Source organism: Pseudomonas sp. PMCC200344 (assembly GCF_030053095.1).
In the GTDB taxonomy this organism is placed as follows: Bacteria; Pseudomonadota; Gammaproteobacteria; order Pseudomonadales; family Pseudomonadaceae; genus Aquipseudomonas; species Aquipseudomonas svalbardensis.
In genome coordinates this window covers 5,413,479-5,431,899 of the sequence record NZ_CP125618.1, presented here as the reverse complement: position 1 = coordinate 5,431,899, position 18,421 = coordinate 5,413,479, and the positions used below count along the sequence as shown (strand labels likewise).

Below are 18,421 nucleotides of genomic sequence, written 5' to 3'. Positions count from 1 at the left end.
TTCAGCATAGACTTCGCCGACGCCAGTGCTGCAGAAACAACTGGCCGTCGGCGTTCGGCGATTCATCGTAGCCGGTGATCCAGCCACGGCAGTCGAACGAGCCGCACTGGCAGGCGAACTGACGCAAGAGTTTGTCTTCGGTGGTGGCGTAGTCCATCGTCAGTCGGTCGCCTTTTTTGATGTCCTTTAGCGCCCATAGCCACAGCTCGCTCATGTCGAGAAATACGTTTGGGTCGCAGGAGTGTCGCAGCAGCCCGCAGAAGCGCGGGTCGTAGACATGGATGCCGCGGGCCAGTTGCCGGGTATGCCGACACCGATAAGGCAGCAGATGCCCCGAAGCCCGACAAATTCGGCTGATGCGTGGAAAGTCCCGAAGTGCTGCGACGGCTGCCGCCGATCCGTTGGTGTTGTCGATAATCTCGAAGTCGGCTCTGGAGGGGAATCCAAGGCGAACGGGCAACTCCGTAAATGGATAAATCCCATCGGGTGATTGCGCAAGCGTCCCGTGCGGGGTCTGGGTTTTCATAACAGTCCTTGTCGGCTGGGTGCTGCGACCTCCATCAGCTGACGATCCTGTCAGCTCTGCAACACATGGGTACGACTCAAGCCTCTCGCAAATGAAACGGCGGGTCTACTGTCAGTTATGACAGTAGACCCGCCGTTCATCGTTTTACAGAGGCGGGACAGGGATCGCAGTCGCGGGTACCGGGGCTTTCAGCTGTTTGAGCTGAGATTTGATCGGTGCCGTCGCGCACTTGGCCACGGCTTTTTCGGGCGTCAGGTTACGGATCGAGGTATAGAACAGCTCGCAGGTTTTTTCTGACTGGGCCACTTGCCAGGTTTGGGTGCAACTTCTCAGTTCAATGTCGGGATTACTGTCCGGTTGGCGGCCCATGGCGGCCTGCCAGCACGCGGCACTCAAATCCTGACCCATGACTTTAAGGCCAGCGGCATCGGCCTTGGCCTGGGCATCGCTGCCGGTATAGCTTTCCGGGTCGGCGGCGTACCAAATGTAGCTTGGGTGGTTGGAACCCAGCACTGGCACTTTCACCCCGTCGCTCGGACTGATGCTGACCAGGCCCAGCACGTTCACGGTCGGCCCGTATTGCTGCTTGATCCAGTTACGCACTGGCGCGCCGAAGGCGACCATCGGCAACGCTGCACCACTGGCGTTCTGGCTGAGTAGCTTGACCATCGTGGTCTGGTAGTCCTTGAAGTAGTCGTAGACGCCTTCCAGATCCTTGCCGGCGTTGGACGGTGCGGCAATCGGTGCGATGTCGATGATGGTCTGGTAGCCCGGAGTCTGGTCGGCCGGGATTCCGTTGACAGTCAGCAGTGTCGCCCAGCGATCGGTGGTGGCGGATCGCAGGTAATCCTGAGCCTGGGTCAACGAATAGTCGGGTGGGAAGTGCAACAGTTCAACGCTTTTGCGGTTTTCCAGAGCCATGCCCAGTGGCAGGTACAGATACCAGCTGTAAGCCCACTTGCCATCGGCATTCAGCTTGCTGGCGCCGGTATAGGCCAGATCACCGGCATCGAGTAACGCCGCCAACGGTTTTTCATAGCCACGGGGTACGCCGCTGATTTCGGCGTAGAGCTGATCGTTATCGGTTTTGACCAGCACTTTCGCCGCGCTGTAACCATCGCGCTGCACGCTTTGGGTCAGGTAATGCTCGACCGTTTGCTCCAGTGTCCAGTTGCGAAAGCAGATCACATTGCAGTTGTTGGGATAGGCGAACAGGCGGGTGACACGTTCGGTACTGCCCAGCTTCAGGTCGACATCGGCATGGGCGGCGGCACTCAGGGTGAGGGCCGCGAGAGTGAGTCCTGCGAATTTGAACATGCTCAGATCCTTTTCAGCGTGGTCCCGTTGATTGGGGTACGCGCCATACTGGATCAGCGGCGTTACACAGAACAGTGTGTGCGTGTAGTTTTTTTTGCGTAGAGCCTGCGGTGTGTATGCCAGGAACTCTCGGTTATGGGGTCCGGCCCGGGCTTAATGTCTATGGGCCGGACGGAGGTTGAAGCGTTACAACAGCTTTAGTGCCAGATGAGTACCGGCGCGCAAGTACTCGACCTGTGCAAATACGGCATCCTTGACGATGGCCTCTCCTGTATCGGTCAGTTTGGCTTTTTTGGCATCAATGATGGACGTTTGCGTTAATTGCATCACTACATCCATCGCTTTTTGAAGGGCGGTCAAATTGTTGTGCTGGCCGAACTCGCGGACGACAGCGTCCATACGGCGATCTGCATCATCACGCAGCTTTTTATATTCAACGACTGAAACCCTACCGTCCTGGTAAATCTCGTTAATCATCTCTTCCAGCGTTTTCGATATTAAAGACATGTGTTTGTTCTTCCTTGGTCAGTGCTGTCTTGCTTTAAAAAGTTTGTGAGCTGTCGGAGTTTACTCAGCGATTTATAGGTTGGAGATAAGAACTCTCCGGGTTTCATGTCAGGCGCAATCGAGCCTGTATGTAGGATAAATCTAGGCGTTGTTTCATGCTCAAGCCGAGTGAACTGATTGCACCTGCCCGCAGCAGGTGCAATCACTTACGTGCTACGGCATCACCGGCGCCGTATACGTCAGCGTCGTCCCCAGCGCCCAAAGCAGAAACAGCACCAGCGGCGTGTGCACCAGCAGTTGTACGAACGAAAACCCGATCAAGTCCCGCGCCTTCAACCCGAGCACACCCAGCAGCGGCAGCATGTAGAACGGGTTGATCAGGTTCGGCAGGGCTTCGGCGGCGTTGTAGATCTGCACGGCCCAGCCCAGATGGTAGTTCAGGTCGGTGGCCACTTGCATGACGTACGGCGCTTCGATGATCCATTTGCCGCCGCCGGACGGGATGAAGAAACCGAGGATCGCCGAGTACACGCCCATCAGCAGCGCATAGGTGTCGTGGGACGCGATTTGTACGAAAAAGGTCGAGATGTGGTGAGCCAGTGTCTGAGCGTCAGTCCCTTTAACGGTGGTCATCAGCGCGGCGATCGAGCCGTACAACGGGAACTGGATCAGTACGCCCGTGGTGGTCGGCACCGCACGGCTCACCGCGTCAAGGAAGCTGCGCGGGCGCCAGTGCAGCAGGGCACCGAGCATGATGAACAGGAAGTTGTAGGTGTTCAGCCCGGAAATCGCGCTGATCGCCGGTTTGGTCGAGAACTCATGGAACAGCCACCCGGCCGCCAGCAGCACCAGCAAAATCGTCAGCAGTGGGCTGTGCTCCAGCCATTCGCCGGGGCGGGTGCGCGGTTGCAATGGCGGCATATTAAAGCTCGGATCGATTCCGCAGGCTTCGGCGTCACGGGCAGAATTCGGGCCGGGTGCAGTGGCGTAGGCAATGATCAGCGAGATCACGATCAGCGCCAGCAACATCACACCGGATTGCCAGAGAAAGATCGTTTGCGTGAAAGGAATCACCCCGGTGATCGACAGAATCGATGGCGGCAGGCTGGCCGGGTTGGCCTGCAATTGCGCGGCGGACGAGGACAGGCCCAGGGCCCACACCGCGCCGAGACCCAGATAGGCGGCGGCACCGGCGGCACGGTAATCCATTTTCAGATCGGTACGGCGGGCGAGGGCGCGCACCAGCAAACCGCCAAACACCAGCGACAGCCCCCAGTTCAGCAACGAAGCGACCATGGAGATCAACGCAACCCAGGCCACGGCCGAGCGGCCGTTTTTCGGGATCCGCGCCAGCCGGTCGATCAGTTTCACCGCCGGTGGCGAGCTGGCAACCACATAACCGCCGATCACCACGAAAGCCATCTGCATGGTGAACGGGATCAGGCTCCAGAAGCCGTCACCGAAGGCCATGGCGGCGTCGGTGGGTTTGGCGCCCATGAACAGGGTGGCCACGGCGACGATAATCACCGCCAGTGCGGCAAACACCCAGGAGTCAGGAAACCAGCGTTCGGCAAAACTTGAGCAGCGCAGGGCAAAGCGGGCGGAGCGGGTATCTTCGATATCAGCGGCCACGGGTGTACCTCGAATTTTTATGTTTGTTGTGGTCTTCAGGACCGCGAAGGCCCGTCTAGACAGGTGCCAACAGTAAAACAATCGGCTCTTTTTTGTGACGAGGTTTTACGCGTCTAGGACTTTGGTCTAACGGGTTGTCCGTTGGCGCGTTTGCGTAGACCATGGGCGCCTCGGTTTTTTGCCTATGCCAGAGTTCTTTTCATGACCGCCAACACCCATTCGTGCCCGGCGCCGTTCACCCGCTCGGATTACAAGACCCTCGGCCTTGCGGCCCTTGGCGGCGCGCTGGAAATCTACGATTTCATCATTTTCGTATTTTTCGCCCTGACCCTCAGCCAGCTGTTCTTCCCACCGGAAATGCCGGAGTGGCTGCGGCTGCTGCAAAGCTTCGGGATCTTCGCTACCGGGTATTTGGCGCGGCCGTTGGGCGGGATTCTGATGGCGCATTTCGCCGACCGACTGGGCCGCAAGAAGGTCTTCAGCCTGAGCATCCTGATGATGGCGCTGCCGTGTCTGCTGATCGGCATCATGCCGACCTACGCCCAAATCGGTTATTTCGCACCGCTGCTGCTGTTGGCCCTGCGAATCCTCCAGGGCGCGGCGGTGGGCGGCGAAGTGCCGAGCGCCTGGGTGTTCGTCGCCGAACATGCACCGGCCGGGCATCGCGGTTATGCCCTCGGTTTCCTGCAGGCCGGGCTGACCTTTGGTTACCTGATCGGTGCCCTGACGGCGACTTTTCTCGCACAGGCATTCACCCCGGCAGAAATCCTTGATTACGCCTGGCGTTACCCGTTCCTGCTGGGCGGCGTGTTTGGCGTAATCGGCGTCTGGCTACGCCGCTGGCTCAGCGAGACCCCGGTGTTTATGGCCATGCAGGCGCAACGTGATGCAGCCGTCGAGCTGCCGCTGCGCACGGTCTTGCGTGAGCATCGTCTGGCCATGTTGCCAGCGATGATCCTCACTTGCGTGCTGACCTCGGCGGTGGTGGTGTTCGTGGTGATCACCCCGACCATGATGCAGAAAACCTTCGGTATGACCGCCAGCCACACCTTCGCCCTGAGTGCCTTGGGCATTGTCTTTCTGAATATCGGCTGTGTACTCGCCGGGCTGCTGGTCGACCGCATTGGCGCCTGGCGCACGGTGATGCTCTATAGCCTGCTGCTACCACTGGGCATCGGCGTTCTCTATACCTGCCTGATCATCGGTGGCAACTGGATCGGCCTGGCGTACGCGGTGGCCGGTCTCGGTTGCGGGGTGGTCGGCGCGGTGCCGTCGGTGATGGTCAGCCTGTTCCCTGCGCGGATTCGTGTCTCGGGGATTTCCTTCACCTACAACATTGCCTATGCCGTCTGGGCGAGCATCACACCGTTGTTGCTGATCGGTCTGATGCCGTGGAGCCCATGGATCTGCGTGATCTTCTGCGCGGTGATGGGGGCTGTGGGTGTGAGCAGCGCGGCGTATTTCGGGACGCGGATGCCAAGAGTTGGCAGCTGCTCGACTGCTGGCGCGATGTAATCGAAGGCAGCACCGTACGTGTAGCAACTATTTTTGTAGGACAACCCTAAACACTCTTCAGAAAATATCCCTGAGGCCGATGGTTAGGCTGCATACCGCTTTCTATCCCTGTCCATCGGTGTATCCCCATGTTCAACAAACGCTTGAAGCAGGAGCTGTCGGCTCTTCGCGAAGAACTCTCCAGCCTCCAGCAAGTGAAGGAAAGTCTGGAAAGCGAGATGCTGGTCCTGACCCTCGATGTCGATGGGCGGATTCAATCGGTCAACCAGAACTTCATCGGTGAGATGCTCTACAAAAGCAGCGACCTGATAGGGCGACACATCGAAGACATCGTCCCGGCCCATGTGAAGTCGGACGAATTCCACCAGCGCTTCAAGGTCGCGTTGACCCGTGGCGAGCACTTTGCCGGCACGGTGCGTTTGTTGCGCGGCAATGGCCAGGAAGCCTGGCTGCGCTCGATCGTGCAGCCGGTTCGGTCCGCGGACGGCCGGATCAAGCACTTCTCGATTTACTCCAGTGACCTGACCCGCACCATCGAGGCGTCTCGTGAGCATGAGAACCTGATCGGCGCGCTCGTGCGCTCCACGGCGGTGATCGAGTTCGACCTCAATGGCAACGTACTGGCAGCCAACGACCGGTTTCTCAGCGGCATGGGCTACAGCCTGGCGCAGATCAAGGGCAAACATCACCGCACCTTCTGCCAACCGGAGGATTACAACAGCGCCGCGTACCAGGACTTCTGGCGCCGCTTGAATGCAGGCGAGTTCGTCGCCGACCGTTTCAAGCGCGTCGACAGCCACGGTCGCGCGGTCTGGCTGGAGGCTTCCTACAACCCGGTGGTCGATGCCAACAATAAGCTCTACAAAGTGGTGAAGTTCGCCACGGTGATTACCGATCAAGTCAATCAGGAGCAAGCCGTCGCCGAAGCGGCGAACATTGCCTACAGCACCTCGCAGCAAACCGACAGCAGCGCGCAGCGCGGTAACGCTGTGGTGACTCAGGCGGTCAACGTGATGCGTGACCTTGCCAGGCACATGCAGGCCGCTGGCGAAGGCATCGAAGCGTTGAACGAGCAGTCACTGGTGATCGGCACCATCGTCAAAACCATCAGCGGGATTGCCGAACAGACCAACCTGCTGGCGCTCAACGCGGCCATCGAGGCGGCTCGGGCCGGGGAACAGGGGCGTGGTTTCGCGGTGGTGGCGGATGAGGTCCGGCAATTGGCTTCGCGCACCAGCCAGGCAACCGATGAGATTGTCGGCGTGGTGCGTCAGAACCAGGACATGGCGCGCAACGCCGTGGCGCTGATGACCGAGGGCAAACTCCAGGCTGAACAGGGGCTGGCGCTGGCGGCAGAGGCGGGGACGGTGATTGTCGAGATTCAGGACGGTGCACAGAAAGTAGTGAACGCGGTCGGGCAGTTTGCCAATCAGTTAGCGACTTGATGCCTGCCATCGCAGCGTAAATCGCTACAATCGGCGTTTTCCCCAGGAGCAGCCATCATGAGCGTTTCTCACCGCCGTCCGGTTCCCTTGGCCAAGGCGTATCGTCTGCTCAATCACGGCCCGACCGTGTTGGTCAGCGCGGCCCATGACGGCCAGCGCAACATCATGGCGGCGGCCTGGGCCATGCCGCTGGATTTCGAGCCGCCGAAAATTGCCGTGGTGCTGGACAAGTCCACCTGGACACGGCAATTGCTGGAGGCTTCGGGCACATTTGTGCTGAATGTTCCCTGCGCCGCCCAGGCCGATATCGTCCAGACCGTGGGTTCGACGTCCGGCCTGGAATTGACCCGGGACCAAGGCCGGGACAAGTTCCAGGTCTATGGCTTGGCGACCTTCAGCGCTGAATTGATCGATGTGCCGATGCTCGAAGGCTGCGTCGCCTGGCTGGAATGCCGACTGCTGCCGGAGCCCGGCAATCACCAGCAGTACGATCTGTTCCTGGCCGAAGTGATTGCCGCTCAGGCAGACGAGCGGGTGTTCAGTGACGGTCGCTGGCATTTCGAAGGGCAAGACGCGCTGCGCACCTTGCATCATGTGGCGGGCGGGCATTTCCTGAAAATCGGCGATCCAGTGGACGGCAAAACCTTGCAGTCATAAGCAGCCAGCCTTCACACCCAGACGTCATTCTGCGCCGTACGCTCGCCACCTTCGTTACCCGTGTTCAGCACACCCTTGGGCTCGATCAGCAGGAGTTTCACCTCCTGCTCGGCGAACGGTTTGTGTTCGACACCTTTTGACACCACATACATTTCGCCAGCGTTCACCAGCACGTGGCCATCGCGAAAGTCGATGCGCAATTGCCCTTCGAGCACGATGAAGGTTTCGTCGGTATCAAGGTGATCGTGCCAGATGAAGTCCCCCAGCAGTTTCACTACCTTGAACTGGTAGTTGTTCATTTCGGCGATGACCCTGGGCGTCCAGTACGGGTCGATCCTGGCGATTTTTTCAGCGAAGTTCAGGCTTTCGTAAGCTTTCATGAAGCAGCTCTCGTGGTTGATCGTAAATCCACGATAGCCCGCGCATCGGTGTGCTTCTTGAACGATTGTGCGTGGCTCAGCGGCGATGCATTTTCATCCAGCGGGCCGGCGACAGGCCGTAGGTTTTGCTGAACTGCCGGGTCATGTGGCTCTGATCGGTGAAGCCGGCGATCAGCGCGGCACTGACCAATGGCTGGCCCTGGATCAGCAGCGAGCGGACCAGGTCGAGGCGGCGCATGGTCAGGTATCGATAAGGGCTGGTGCCGAACAACAGGCGAAAATCCCGCGACAGACTCCAGCGATCACGACCGCTGTGTTGCGCCAGTTCTTCCAGCGTCACGGTGCGATCCAGGGCGCTGTGGATGAATTCCCGCGCGCGTTCGGCGGCCACGTAGTCGAAGCGCTGGCGGGTGGCAGGCACTCCGGAAACGCTGTTCAAGGCTTGGGCCAGGTCGAACAGCGCATCCTGCTCTTCCAGAGGCTCGAGGGGGCAATCGAGGCTTCGCAGCAGCACGGCGGTGGCGGCGAACAAACGAGGGTCGTTCGACAGGCCGGTCTTGATAAATGGCAACGGCTGCCCACCGAGCATCTGCTGGATCAGTGCCGGTTCGATGTACATCATTCGGTACTGGAACCCAGTCTCGGTGCCGGCTTCGCCATCGTGAACTTCGTCCGGGTGCAGCACCATGGTCCCGCCCGGCAGACTGTGGCGCCAGCCACCGCGGTACTGAAAACTCTGCACACCGGCCAGCGTGTGGCCGATGGCATAGGTGTCGTGGCGGTGAAGGTCATAGCCGTGGCCTGCAAAAAACGCCTCGAAACGCTGAAGCCCGCCGACGTCGGGCGCGCGGTGGAACCAGTCGATGGGGGGCGTGTGCTTGGCCATGGTGGTGTTGCCTTGAACTCGATGCTGATCACGTTACCCCACTGACCAACCGCCTGTCTGCTGCCGTTCGAATCACCCGGCTGGTAGAAAATCCCGGACTAATGTTGCAAGGTGTTGCATATTTTCTAAGCCACGAAGGCGCCCCACATCATGGAAATATCCCACCTGAGCTACGCCGCTCCGTTGTTGTCGTTGGCGCTGTTGTGGACGGTTGCGGTGGTGACGCCGGGGCCGAACTTCTTCAACACCGCACAATTGGCTGCCAGTTGCTCCCGGCGCCACGGGGTTGTCGCCGCACTCGGCGTGGCCACGGGCACGGTGCTGTGGGGGTTGGCGGGTGGCCTGGGCATCAAGTCGCTGTTCAGCGCTGCGCCGACGCTCTATCTGAGCTTCAAGATCGCCGGCGGTTGTTACCTGATCTATCTGGGATTGAAGCAGTTCAAGCGCAAACCACCGAGTGTGCCGGGCGATAGCGGCTCGCTGAATGGAGCCGGCCGCACGCTGCTATCGGCTTATGGCCGGGGCTTTGTGGGCAACATGACCAATCCCAAGGCAGCGTTATTTGTCGCAACGATTTTCGCCACTGCCATGCCAGCTTCACCGCCACCGATGTTGCTGGCGCTGGCCGTGCTGACCATGGCGACCTTGTCATTCAGTTGGTATGGCAGCGTGGCGCTGCTGTTCGCCAGCCGTCGGGTCGCGGGTGCTTATGATCGTTCGCGTAAATGGCTGGATCGCTTCGCCGGCAGTTGCTACCTACTGTTCGGCACGCATCTGGTGGCCAATCGTTGAGGAGTTCTGAATGAGCAAACTGCGGGTAGGCATTATTTTTGGCGGCCGTTCGGCTGAACACGAAGTGTCGCTGCAATCGGCGAAAAACATCGTCGATGCGCTGGATCGTTCGCGTTTTGAACCGGTGCTGATCGGCATTGACAAGCAAGGTCACTGGCATCTGAACGACCCTTCGAACTTCCTGCTCAACCAGGAAAACCCGGCGCTGATTGCCCTCAACCAGTCCAACCGTGAACTGGCCGTCGTGCCGGGAAAGGCCAGTCAGCAATTGGTGGAAACCTCCAGTCAGGAACTGCTAGGCCACGTCGATGTGATCTTTCCGATCGTCCACGGCACTCTGGGCGAAGACGGTTGCCTGCAAGGCTTGCTGCGCATGGCCGATCTGCCGTTTGTCGGCTCCGATGTGCTCGGTTCGGCCGTCTGCATGGACAAGGACATCAGCAAGCGTCTGCTGCGTGACGCCGGGTTGGCGGTCACGCCGTTTGTCACCCTGACCCGCGCCACCGCAACGCGCACCGGGTTCTCCGAGGTGCAAGGCAAACTTGGCTTGCCGCTGTTCGTCAAACCGGCTAACCAGGGATCCTCCGTCGGCGTCAGCAAGGTGAATGACGAAGCCGAGTACGCGGCAGCAGTAGAACTGGCCCTGGGTTTCGATGAAAAAGTCCTGGTCGAGTCCGCCGTCCGTGGCCGCGAGATTGAATGCGCGGTGCTCGGCAACGAAGACGCCATCGCCAGCGGTTGCGGCGAGATCGTGGTGCGCAGCGGGTTCTATTCCTACGACAGTAAATACATCGACGCTCAAGCAGCGGAAGTGGTGGTGCCGGCTAACATCAGCATCGAGGCCAGTGAACGCATCCGTGCCCTGGCCGTCGAGGCGTTCAAGGTGTTGGGCTGTTCCGGGCTGGCTCGGGTCGACGTGTTCCTGACCGAGACTGGCGAAGTGCTGATCAATGAGATCAATTCGTTGCCCGGATTCACCCGCATCAGCATGTACCCCAAGCTATGGCAGGCCACTGGTATGACTTACAGCGAGCTGGTCAGCCGTTTGATCGAACTGGCGCTGGAGAAACATCAGGCGCGACAGGCGCTGAAGATCTCTCGCTAGGCTGAATACAACAATAATTGTTCGAGAAGATACGTCATGAAAGTCAGCGCACGTAACGTCATGTTGATGACCGAATCCAGCGACATTCGCCTGTCGGCGCGCAACAGCCTGGAAGGCAAGGTCACCAGTGTCATCGACGGTGCCGTGAACTCCGAAGTGGTCATCCAGCTCGACGGCGGCACCGAAGTCTATTCGATCGTGACACGCCAGGCTGTGGCAGAACTGGGCCTGGCGCCGGGTGTGAGCGCGACGGCGGCGATCAAGGCGTCGCATATCATTTTGGGTGTGCCTGCCTGATTTCAGGAGTCTACTGACACCTGATCAAGCCTGCTTTATCGGCTTGATCAGGCTTTGCGCGGGTATCCCGAACAAATCGTGAAGTTTCCAGATCATCGGAAGCGTCAACGCACGTTTGCCATTGAGCACTTCATACACTCGGTTTGTGCGGCCAATGGCCGGTGCGAGGTCAGCAGCAGACAGGCCGGACTGTTCCATACGAAACTTGATTGCATCGATCGGGTTGGGCAGATCCACCGGAAACTGCTTCGATTCATAGGCTTCAATAAGCGTGATCATAATGTCGAAATAATCACCCTCAGGGGTGCCAGGCTCTGGTTCGTTGTCGAACAGCGCTGACACGTTCTTGAGGGCTGCACGATAGTCCTCGTCGGTGTGAATGGGGCGAATATTCATGGGTTACTCCATCTCGACGGTATCAGCGTCGATTGCGTCGTACTGTTTGTGAGTGCCGACAAATTTTATGTAGACGGCGCCGAAGCGATAGGCCACAGCGACTACCAACCGAAAATCATTGCCCTTGATGTTGAACACGACTCTGCGGCTTTTGAGAATACTGGCGGTAGCAAAGTGCGCCTTTATGTCCGGTGGCGTTTTCCACTCAGCATTTTTTGCCTCATCAATCCAAGCCAGAAAGGATTGCTCCGAATCCGGGTGTTTCTCCCAAAATCTTTTCAGCTGACTGATAGCGATGATTCTCATGGAGTGATCCTAGTCCCGCGGTGGGACTGATGCAAGTCTGTGGAGGCGCATCCGATGTGCGGAGGGGCAAGTTCGACTTCTGTAATCAAGCACTGCCGACAGCTGATTTGATGAGCTGAGGCAGACGCGGAATTGGGGAAAACTGATCTTCAAACTCTATCCAAGAAGCAGTCATTTGTGGGTAGGAAAAGGCTCCGCGAGATGGCCGATCTGTATTCGTTAGCTATAAAAAAGGGCCTACCTCCCGGTAAGCCCTTACTCATTCCTGCGTAAGACTCAATCCCCCAACGCCGCCCCCTCACGCCGCGGATCAGCCCCTCCCGCCAGCGACGTTTTACCCTGCGCATCCTTGACCCGGACAATCGCCTGAGTCCCGCTGGTCATGTCGATCTCGTTCACGCTGTGCCCTTTGTCTTTCAGCGCCTGAATCAGTGCCGGGCTGAACTGCCCCTGTTCCAGTTCGGTCGGGCCGTTGCGGCTGCCGAAGTTGGGCAGGCTGATGGCGGCTTGTGGGTCGAGGTTCCAGTCGAGCAGGCCGATGGTGGATTTGGCGACGTATTCGATGATCTGCGAGCCGCCGGGGGAGCCGATGGTGGCGAGGAATTCGCCGCTCTGGCGGTCGAAAATCAGGGTCGGTGCCATGGACGAGCGTGGGCGTTTGCCGGGTTCGACCCGGTTGGCAACCTTCTGGCCATTCTCTTCGGGGATGAACGAGAAGTCGGTCATCTGGTTGTTGAGCAGGAAGCCCTGGACCATCAGGTGCGAGCCAAATGCGGATTCCACGGTGGTGGTCATGGACACGGCGCCGCCTTCGTCATCCACCGCCACCACTTGCGAGGTGGAGATGCGCAGCGGCGAACGGTCCGGGGCGTAGGCGACCTGAATGCCCGGCGGGGTGCCGGGTTTGGCCGTGCCCATGCTGCGATCGCCGATCAGGGCGGCGCGGTTGGCCAGATAGGCAGGGTCCACCAGACCTTTGACGGGGACGGGCACGAAATCTGCGTCGGCCACGTACAGCGCACGGTCGGCGTAAGCCAGGCGTTCGGCTTCGGAGATCAGGTGCACGGCTTCAGGCGCCGGCTCAACGCCCGCAGGTTGGGGGGTCTTGACCGGTTTGAGCGGCGCCAGGGCAAAGCGTGGGTCACGGGTTTCCAGAGCCTGCAAGGTGCCGAGGATCTGCGCCACGGCGATCCCGCCTGACGACGGTGGTGGCATGCCGCAGACCTGCCAGCGTTTGTAGTCGGTGCACAGCGGCGCGCGCTCCTTGGCGCTGTAGCCGTTGAGGTCGTTCAGCGACAGGCTGCCCGGGTTGGCGTGGCCCTGAACCTTGGCGACGATCTCTTGTGCGATAGGGCCTTTGTACAATGCATCCGGTCCTTCTTTGGCGATGCGTTTGAACACCGCGGCCAGTGCCGGGTTTTTCAATTGCGTGCCTGCGGCTTTCGGGCTGCCATCGGCATTCATGAAGTAGGCCACCATGTCCGGTGAGCTTCGCATGGACGAGTCTGAGGCGATCAACCGGTGAAGGCGTGGCGAGATGGCGAAACCTTGCTCCGCGAGTTTGATCGCCGGTTCGAACAGCTGCGCCCACGGCAGATGACCGTGTTTCTGATGGGCCAACTCAAGCGCTCGCAACACGCCCGGTGTCCCCACCGAACGACCGCCAATCTGCGCCTGGGTGAACGGCATCGGTTTGCCGTCGGCTTGCAGGAAAAGCTTCTCGGTGGCGCCGGCCGGAGCGGTTTCGCGACCGTCATAAGTGCGCACAGACTTGCCATCCCACAACACGATCAGTGCGCCACCGCCAATGCCCGAGGATTGCGGTTCGACCAGGGTCAGCACGGCCTGCATCGCAATCGCGGCATCGATTGCCGAACCACCCTGGCGCAACATCTCCCGCCCGGCCTCGGCCGCCAGCGGATTGGCCGCGGCCGCCATGTATTTCGAGGCGTGTTGGGTCTGTAGGTCAGCGCGATAACCCGACGCGACTTCCGGCGCAACAGGCAACGTCGAAGAGGTCGGGGCACTACAGGCGGCGAGGGTTAAAGCAGCAGCGATCAGCGAAAAGGCTGACAGGCGATAGTGGCTCAAGTGGAAGGCTGAGAACACGTGGGGGGCACTCCGTCCGTGGGAAAGATCAGGGGACTTTATCGGCCGAAAGGAAGTGACGCAAACCAAGGCCTACAGCAAAGATGCTTTTGCCCTTCATGACTCCACGGATTTTCTGTAGGGTCGAGGGCAACAGACTGGCCAGAAAATCAACAAGAGGCAGACATGCAGACCGAGTTCCCCTCCCAGCCAAGTTACCGCACCCAGCGTGATCAATTCCTGGCCGTCGCGACCGCGGCCGGCGCGACGCTGACCGAGTACCCGCATCCACTCAAAGGGCCGTTCGGTGAGCCGTTGAGCACCGATGTGGCCGTGCTGGGTGATCCGCGTGCGAAGCGTTTGCTGATTGCGCTGAGTGGCACTCACGGCGTCGAAGGCTTCTATGGTTCGGGATGCCAGATCAAGTGGTTGCAAGAGTTGGGCAAGCGTTCGCTGCCGGCCGATGTCGCGGTGGTGATGATCCACCTGATCAATCCGTGGGGCACTGCGTGGCTGCGTCGGGTCAACGAAGACAACATCGACCTGAACCGCAATCACCTGAACTTCGACCACGCATTGCCAGATAATCGGGCCTACGCAGCGCTGCATGAAATCTATGCCTGCACGCAGTTGCAGGGCCCGGAGCGTGATCGCGCCGATGCTTTGCTCGACGAACAGATACGCGAACACGGCTGGCCAGCGGTGATGTCGATTGTCGAGGGCGGCCAGCACCGTCATCCCGATGGTTTGTTTTACGGCGGACTGGCGCCGAGCTGGTCGAACCGCACGTTGCATCGAATCATTCAAAAGCATGTCTCGCATGCCGAAGTGGCTATGTGTTTCGACTTGCACACGGGGGCCGGGGAGTACGGGCATCCGATGTTGCTGACCATTACCGAAGCGGCGTATCCAGCGCTTGCGGATGCGCAGGCGATTTATGGTCCCTGGCTCTTTACCTTGCACACGGGCGCCGACACGCTGAGCGAAACCGGCGTTGCCGCCACCGCCACCGGCTACACCTCGCAGGCGTTGATCAATGCGTTGCCGCACGTGCGGTTGATGCCGTTTGTGATCGAGTGCGGGACGTATCCCGGCGCCGAGGTTCATCGTCATCTGCGCGATGATCACTGGCTGCACTTGCACGGTAATCCGAGTGATGGCGTGGGGCGCGGGATCAAACTGAATCTGGTTGAGCAGTTCTATCCCGCCGACAGCGACTGGCAGGCGATGGTCTGGCTGCGCACCTGGCAGATTTGGGAACGGGCGTTGTCAGCATTGCCGGCCATTCGTTCCTGACGTGATTTGCGGGGACGTGGCCTCTCGTTGCCCGAACTCATGTGGTTCAAATCCTCCTGCAACCGCAGCATGCTTTCTTCGCCGACGCGGATAAAGCCGCTGCGGGGCTGATCCAGGTCGAGGATGATGGTGAAGACCATGGCAATCAGGATCGCGAAGATAACCGTCGAACCGTGCCGTCGACGGTGGCCCAGGCCATAACTGTAAGCGATGAAACCCAACGCACCGATGGCCACGACGAACAGCAGATTGATGACGGTTGCCGGGACATGATTGTCCTGCGCGGCGCGGCGTTTTTCATTGACGTTGTAGACGTCGGTCAACGACTGGATCACCAGGTTCATGGCGGCTGTTGCTTCGCCCTGGGCCTCGGCGGCGGCAGCCAGATTCCATAATTGGTCCTCGATCGTCCGGGACGATTCGCTGGCCGCCTTCAGCAGTTTCTCGTCCGTGCCGGCGCGCATGAATTCAATCCGCGCCGAGACATAATCCTTGAGCAGCGCCGACACCTTTCCGCGCAGTTCAGACGGCAGTAACTTCGCTCGCAGATAGGTCGCGCCGATCACCGTGACTTCATCTTGAATCAGTGTTTTGCGCGCTTCGAAACGTGAGGTGGCCATGGCGAAGTTGAAAGCCAGCAACAACGCGAGCAGACCGAGGAGGGCGGTTTGCAAAACGCTGAGGTGGGATCGGTTCGAATCATTGCTGCGGGTTCGGTGATGACGGCCGAGACGAAAAGCGAGTTCCAGCACCACGCAGAAGATGGCGACCACGATGAAAAACACAATGATCTCGTCCAGGCCCCAGTGCATAGGGTGGTCTCTCTGCGTTCAAGCTTTGGCATTAACTGTAGGAGATAACCGCAAAGAGCGGGCATTAACCGCCCTGTGGGCCGGGAGCACTTTTCTTGAGGCATAAAAAAACGGCCTACCTTTCGGTAAGCCGTTTTTAGTACTTGGTGGCTACACAGGGACTTGAACCCCGGACCCCAGCATTATGAATGCTATGCTCTAACCAACTGAGCTATGTAGCCAAGTGGCGCGCATTATTGGCTCGTAACAGAGATGTGTCAAGCGTAAATCTAAAATATTTCTCTACGCTTTCAACCGCTTATCCGCCTGACCCGAAAAAACCGGCCCGGGGAGGGCGTCAACTGAGCTGAAATCTCCCGGTATTGGCGCTCAAGGCCTTGCTGCCCTGGCTCAAGGTGTCCGCTGCCAAGTTCACCGCCCGCGCGCCTTCGAGCAAGCGTACCGCCGCCTGATCGACTTGCTGGATGTTGCCGCTGACCTCGTCGGCGGTGGTCGCTTGCTCGTCGACCGCTGTGGCGATCTGCGCCAGGGTGTCAGTGACGCTTTGCACGGCACAGGCAATTTCCCCCAGGCGTTCGCCGAGGCCAGTGACGGCTTGGGCGTCGGACTGAGCCTGGCCGCAAGCGGCTTCCATCAGGCTCACCGCTTCGTTCACGGTGCTACGCAGGCTGTCGACAGTGCCGGCAATCTGCGCGGTGGAGGATTGGGTGCGTTGCGACAGGCTGCGCACTTCATCGGCCACCACCGCAAAGCCACGACCTTGCTCACCCGCGCGAGCGGCCTCGATGGCGGCGTTAAGTGCCAATAGATTCGTCTGCTCGGCAACTCCGCGAATGGTGTCCACCACCAACTGAATCTGCTGCCCTTGTTCACTGACCCGGCCCAGTGCCGCAGCGGTGTCGTTCAAACGCTGATTGAGTTGCTGAATGCTCGCCGTCGTGCGCTGGCTGTCACGGCTGCTGTCGGCGGCGATGCGCTGGGTGTGCTGAGCGCTGCCGGAGGCCTGCTCGCAACTCTGGGCGACCCCTTGAGAGGTGGCGGCCAATTGCGTGGCCGCCGCCGCGATCTGGCTGATCTGCAACTGCTGGGCTTCGACTTCCCCAAGGGCGCCGCTGGAGTGATGGTTGAGGGTGCGCACCGCGTTGCTCAGCTGCAAGGTTTCATGATCGACCCCCAGCAAGCTGTTGCGCAGTTGCACCACCGCGACGTTGAGGGCGGTGCTGATGGCGGCCAGTTCGTCGCGGCCTTCCACCGGTACTTGCAGGCTCAGATTGCCGTCGCGCAAGGCTTCGGCCAGCAGGGTGATGCCGCTGGCGCTGCGACGGATCGAGGCCTGCAAGCAGATAAACAGGTACAGCGCGGCCAGCAGCAGGCAGCCAAAAATGGTCGCGACCAGGATGAACTGGCGGATGGCAGAACCGTGGTAATAGTCCAGGCGCTGATCCAGCGACACCAACGACTGCTGACGCAGCGAAGCGAGGTCGGAGAGGAGGCCGTCGAGACTGCGTTCAAATTCTTCCGGCTTGAGCTTGATGCTGCCGCCGAACACGCCGTCATCGAGGACTTTCAACTCGGCGTCCAGGTGCTTGAGGCTGTCATGGTATTGCCCGGCCCAGGCTTGCAACGCGCTGGGCAGTCGCGCTTCCAGCAGGCTTGCGGTTTTGACCAACTGCTCCCGGGCATCGCCGATGCGGCTGCGCAAGTCCCGCAGTTGCAGACGGCTTTGCAGGGTGAACTGCCCGGACACTACAGAGGCCTGGCCGACGCTGGCGAGACGGCCGACTCGTTCAATCAGGTCTGGCGCGTGCTGCGTGGAGATCTGCGTCAGCAGATAGGTTTCCAGCCACGGCGCCAGCGTCAGGCGATTGTCCATGGCGATCTGCTCGCGCAAGGCTTGCAGAGCACTCAAAGCATTGGTGAAACGATCGTAACCGTCCGGCCACCAACCGACGCTGCTCAGGCTTTTCGAGTCGAGGCCGTTGAGGGTGGTTTGCAGGGCTTGAAAACGGGCCAGGGTTTCGCCCTCGGCGCCTTCGGTTTGCAGTGCGTTGCCGAGGTCCGAGGTGGCTTGGGCGACGGCAGGCTGAACGGTATCGAAAGCAGCCATCGCCGCGATCGTCGCGGGTGTCGGCTGACGATTGGTTTCCGTGGCGCGCCAGCGAGCCGCGCGGTCACGCTGAGCGGCGAGCAGATTATCCAGAGCATCGAGGGCGAGCAGTTGCCGAACCCCGGCACGTTCGCCGGAGATCAGGTTCAGTTTGTCGCGATAGTCCTGACCGATCATCCACAGACTGCCCGTCAACGGCAGGATAAACAGTAGAAATAACAGCTGAAATTTGCGTGCGAAGCCAAAACGCCCCAGCAGCCCGATCCCCGGTGATAAAAAAGCCTGCATGCCCCAAAACTCCTCTGGACACCACGCGCCATTGGCGTGCGTCGCAACCGTTGCGGTCGCGACCTGTGC

The 18,421-nt window shown here is 59.8% G+C and carries 17 protein-coding genes, 1 tRNA gene and 1 pseudogene; 7 read left to right on the top strand and 12 right to left on the bottom strand.

All coding sequences use genetic code 11. The features are described 5' to 3' along the window. Position 1: 1 nt before the first annotated feature. The 4 genes from QFW87_RS24840 to QFW87_RS24825 form a co-directional block, all read right to left on the bottom strand. The gene (locus tag QFW87_RS24840; RefSeq protein WP_283181670.1) at positions 2 to 526 is read right to left on the bottom strand and encodes an SET domain-containing protein-lysine N-methyltransferase; all 525 of its coding nucleotides are present in this window, start codon (positions 524 to 526) and stop codon (positions 2 to 4) included. Positions 527 to 670: 144 nt separating this feature from the next. After that, a complete protein-coding gene (locus QFW87_RS24835) occupies positions 671 to 1,843 on the bottom strand; it encodes a hypothetical protein (RefSeq protein ID WP_283189115.1) in 1,173 nt (390 codons plus the stop codon). A 186-nt stretch (positions 1,844 to 2,029) separates the two neighbouring features. Beyond that, the gene (locus QFW87_RS24830; RefSeq protein ID WP_008153466.1) at positions 2,030 to 2,350 is read right to left on the bottom strand and encodes a hypothetical protein; all 321 of its coding nucleotides are present in this window, start codon (positions 2,348 to 2,350) and stop codon (positions 2,030 to 2,032) included. Between the two features lie 213 nt (positions 2,351 to 2,563). After that, positions 2,564 to 3,982: a TIGR00366 family protein gene (locus QFW87_RS24825; RefSeq protein WP_283181668.1), complete on the bottom strand. Its 1,419-nt coding sequence runs from the start codon at positions 3,980 to 3,982 to the stop codon at positions 2,564 to 2,566. A 201-nt stretch (positions 3,983 to 4,183) separates the two neighbouring features. On the opposite strand from QFW87_RS24825, the gene QFW87_RS24820 reads away from it, so the two are divergent. From QFW87_RS24820 to QFW87_RS24810, 3 genes are all read left to right on the top strand, one after another. Further along, the gene (locus tag QFW87_RS24820; RefSeq protein WP_283189114.1) at positions 4,184 to 5,497 is read left to right on the top strand and encodes an MFS transporter; all 1,314 of its coding nucleotides are present in this window, start codon (positions 4,184 to 4,186) and stop codon (positions 5,495 to 5,497) included. 128 nt (positions 5,498 to 5,625) lie between these two features. Continuing rightward, entirely contained in the window at positions 5,626 to 6,942 is a 1,317-nt protein-coding gene (locus QFW87_RS24815) for a PAS domain-containing methyl-accepting chemotaxis protein (RefSeq protein WP_283181666.1), read from the top strand. A gap of 57 nt (positions 6,943 to 6,999) precedes the next feature. Then, on the top strand, positions 7,000 to 7,599 hold the full coding sequence (locus QFW87_RS24810; protein ID WP_283189113.1) for a flavin reductase family protein: 600 nt from the start codon (positions 7,000 to 7,002) through the stop codon (positions 7,597 to 7,599). An 11-nt stretch (positions 7,600 to 7,610) separates the two neighbouring features. Here QFW87_RS24810 and QFW87_RS24805 read toward each other — a convergent pair whose 3' ends face one another. Both QFW87_RS24805 and QFW87_RS24800 read right to left on the bottom strand, forming a co-directional pair. Beyond that, positions 7,611 to 7,979, bottom strand: coding sequence for a cupin domain-containing protein (locus QFW87_RS24805; protein WP_283181664.1), 369 nt, complete (start codon positions 7,977 to 7,979; stop codon positions 7,611 to 7,613). 76 nt (positions 7,980 to 8,055) lie between these two features. Next, complete coding sequence (locus QFW87_RS24800; protein WP_283189112.1) at positions 8,056 to 8,865, bottom strand: AraC family transcriptional regulator; 810 nt, start codon at positions 8,863 to 8,865, stop codon at positions 8,056 to 8,058. A 150-nt stretch (positions 8,866 to 9,015) separates the two neighbouring features. Here QFW87_RS24800 and QFW87_RS24795 point away from each other — a divergent pair, with 150 nt between their 5' ends. The 3 genes and pseudogenes from QFW87_RS24795 to QFW87_RS24785 all read left to right on the top strand — a co-directional run. Beyond that, positions 9,016 to 9,657 carry a LysE family transporter gene (locus QFW87_RS24795; protein ID WP_283181662.1) on the top strand — a complete coding sequence of 214 codons (642 nt, stop codon included), beginning with the start codon at positions 9,016 to 9,018 and terminating at the stop codon, positions 9,655 to 9,657. Between the two features lie 10 nt (positions 9,658 to 9,667). Then, the gene (ddlA, locus tag QFW87_RS24790) at positions 9,668 to 10,762 is read left to right on the top strand and encodes a D-alanine--D-alanine ligase (protein WP_283189111.1); all 1,095 of its coding nucleotides are present in this window, start codon (positions 9,668 to 9,670) and stop codon (positions 10,760 to 10,762) included. A 57-nt stretch (positions 10,763 to 10,819) separates the two neighbouring features. Then, positions 10,820 to 11,059, top strand: a pseudogene (locus QFW87_RS24785) (TOBE domain-containing protein); the annotation flags it as partial. A 24-nt stretch (positions 11,060 to 11,083) separates the two neighbouring features. Here the strand turns inward: QFW87_RS24785 and QFW87_RS24780 are convergent. From QFW87_RS24780 to ggt, 3 genes are all read right to left on the bottom strand, one after another. Continuing rightward, positions 11,084 to 11,455 carry a helix-turn-helix domain-containing protein gene (locus QFW87_RS24780; protein ID WP_033061235.1) on the bottom strand — a complete coding sequence of 124 codons (372 nt, stop codon included), beginning with the start codon at positions 11,453 to 11,455 and terminating at the stop codon, positions 11,084 to 11,086. A gap of 3 nt (positions 11,456 to 11,458) precedes the next feature. Next, positions 11,459 to 11,761, bottom strand: a complete 303-nt coding sequence (locus tag QFW87_RS24775) for a type II toxin-antitoxin system HigB family toxin (protein ID WP_283181660.1) — start codon at positions 11,759 to 11,761, stop codon at positions 11,459 to 11,461. 276 nt (positions 11,762 to 12,037) lie between these two features. Next, the gene (gene ggt / locus QFW87_RS24770; RefSeq protein ID WP_283189110.1) at positions 12,038 to 13,870 is read right to left on the bottom strand and encodes a gamma-glutamyltransferase; all 1,833 of its coding nucleotides are present in this window, start codon (positions 13,868 to 13,870) and stop codon (positions 12,038 to 12,040) included. Between the two features lie 165 nt (positions 13,871 to 14,035). Here ggt and QFW87_RS24765 point away from each other — a divergent pair, with 165 nt between their 5' ends. Further along, entirely contained in the window at positions 14,036 to 15,145 is a 1,110-nt protein-coding gene (locus tag QFW87_RS24765) for a DUF2817 domain-containing protein (protein WP_283189109.1), read from the top strand. Here the strand turns inward: QFW87_RS24765 and QFW87_RS24760 are convergent. From QFW87_RS24760 to QFW87_RS24750, 3 genes are all read right to left on the bottom strand, one after another. Next, positions 15,049 to 15,957 (bottom strand): hypothetical protein, encoded by a 909-nt coding sequence (locus QFW87_RS24760; protein WP_283189108.1) that lies wholly within the window; start codon positions 15,955 to 15,957, stop codon positions 15,049 to 15,051. The genes QFW87_RS24765 and QFW87_RS24760 overlap by 97 nt on opposite strands. Before the next feature lie 144 nt (positions 15,958 to 16,101). Next, positions 16,102 to 16,178: transfer RNA gene (locus QFW87_RS24755), tRNA-Met, on the bottom strand. Between the two features lie 116 nt (positions 16,179 to 16,294). Further along, positions 16,295 to 18,352 carry a methyl-accepting chemotaxis protein gene (locus QFW87_RS24750; RefSeq protein WP_283189107.1) on the bottom strand — a complete coding sequence of 686 codons (2,058 nt, stop codon included), beginning with the start codon at positions 18,350 to 18,352 and terminating at the stop codon, positions 16,295 to 16,297. Positions 18,353 to 18,421: the final 69 nt, after the last annotated feature.

What these genes read in the sequence shown, in the direction of transcription:
- QFW87_RS24760 (WP_283189108.1), bottom strand. Translation starts at nt 15,957, where the DNA reads ATGCACTGGGGCCTGGACGAGATCATTGTGTTTTTCATCGTGGTCGCC.
- QFW87_RS24820 (WP_283189114.1), top strand. Translation starts at nt 4,184, where the DNA reads ATGACCGCCAACACCCATTCGTGCCCGGCGCCGTTCACCCGCTCGGAT.
- QFW87_RS24795 (WP_283181662.1), top strand. Translation starts at nt 9,016, where the DNA reads ATGGAAATATCCCACCTGAGCTACGCCGCTCCGTTGTTGTCGTTGGCG.
- QFW87_RS24765 (WP_283189109.1), top strand. Translation starts at nt 14,036, where the DNA reads ATGCAGACCGAGTTCCCCTCCCAGCCAAGTTACCGCACCCAGCGTGAT.
- QFW87_RS24800 (WP_283189112.1), bottom strand. Translation starts at nt 8,865, where the DNA reads ATGGCCAAGCACACGCCCCCCATCGACTGGTTCCACCGCGCGCCCGAC.
- QFW87_RS24750 (WP_283189107.1), bottom strand. Translation starts at nt 18,352, where the DNA reads ATGCAGGCTTTTTTATCACCGGGGATCGGGCTGCTGGGGCGTTTTGGC.
- ddlA (WP_283189111.1), top strand. Translation starts at nt 9,668, where the DNA reads ATGAGCAAACTGCGGGTAGGCATTATTTTTGGCGGCCGTTCGGCTGAA.
- QFW87_RS24780 (WP_033061235.1), bottom strand. Translation starts at nt 11,455, where the DNA reads ATGAATATTCGCCCCATTCACACCGACGAGGACTATCGTGCAGCCCTC.
- QFW87_RS24840 (WP_283181670.1), bottom strand. Translation starts at nt 526, where the DNA reads ATGAAAACCCAGACCCCGCACGGGACGCTTGCGCAATCACCCGATGGG.
- QFW87_RS24815 (WP_283181666.1), top strand. Translation starts at nt 5,626, where the DNA reads ATGTTCAACAAACGCTTGAAGCAGGAGCTGTCGGCTCTTCGCGAAGAA.
- QFW87_RS24835 (WP_283189115.1), bottom strand. Translation starts at nt 1,843, where the DNA reads ATGTTCAAATTCGCAGGACTCACTCTCGCGGCCCTCACCCTGAGTGCC.
- QFW87_RS24810 (WP_283189113.1), top strand. Translation starts at nt 7,000, where the DNA reads ATGAGCGTTTCTCACCGCCGTCCGGTTCCCTTGGCCAAGGCGTATCGT.
- QFW87_RS24805 (WP_283181664.1), bottom strand. Translation starts at nt 7,979, where the DNA reads ATGAAAGCTTACGAAAGCCTGAACTTCGCTGAAAAAATCGCCAGGATC.
- QFW87_RS24830 (WP_008153466.1), bottom strand. Translation starts at nt 2,350, where the DNA reads ATGTCTTTAATATCGAAAACGCTGGAAGAGATGATTAACGAGATTTAC.
- QFW87_RS24775 (WP_283181660.1), bottom strand. Translation starts at nt 11,761, where the DNA reads ATGAGAATCATCGCTATCAGTCAGCTGAAAAGATTTTGGGAGAAACAC.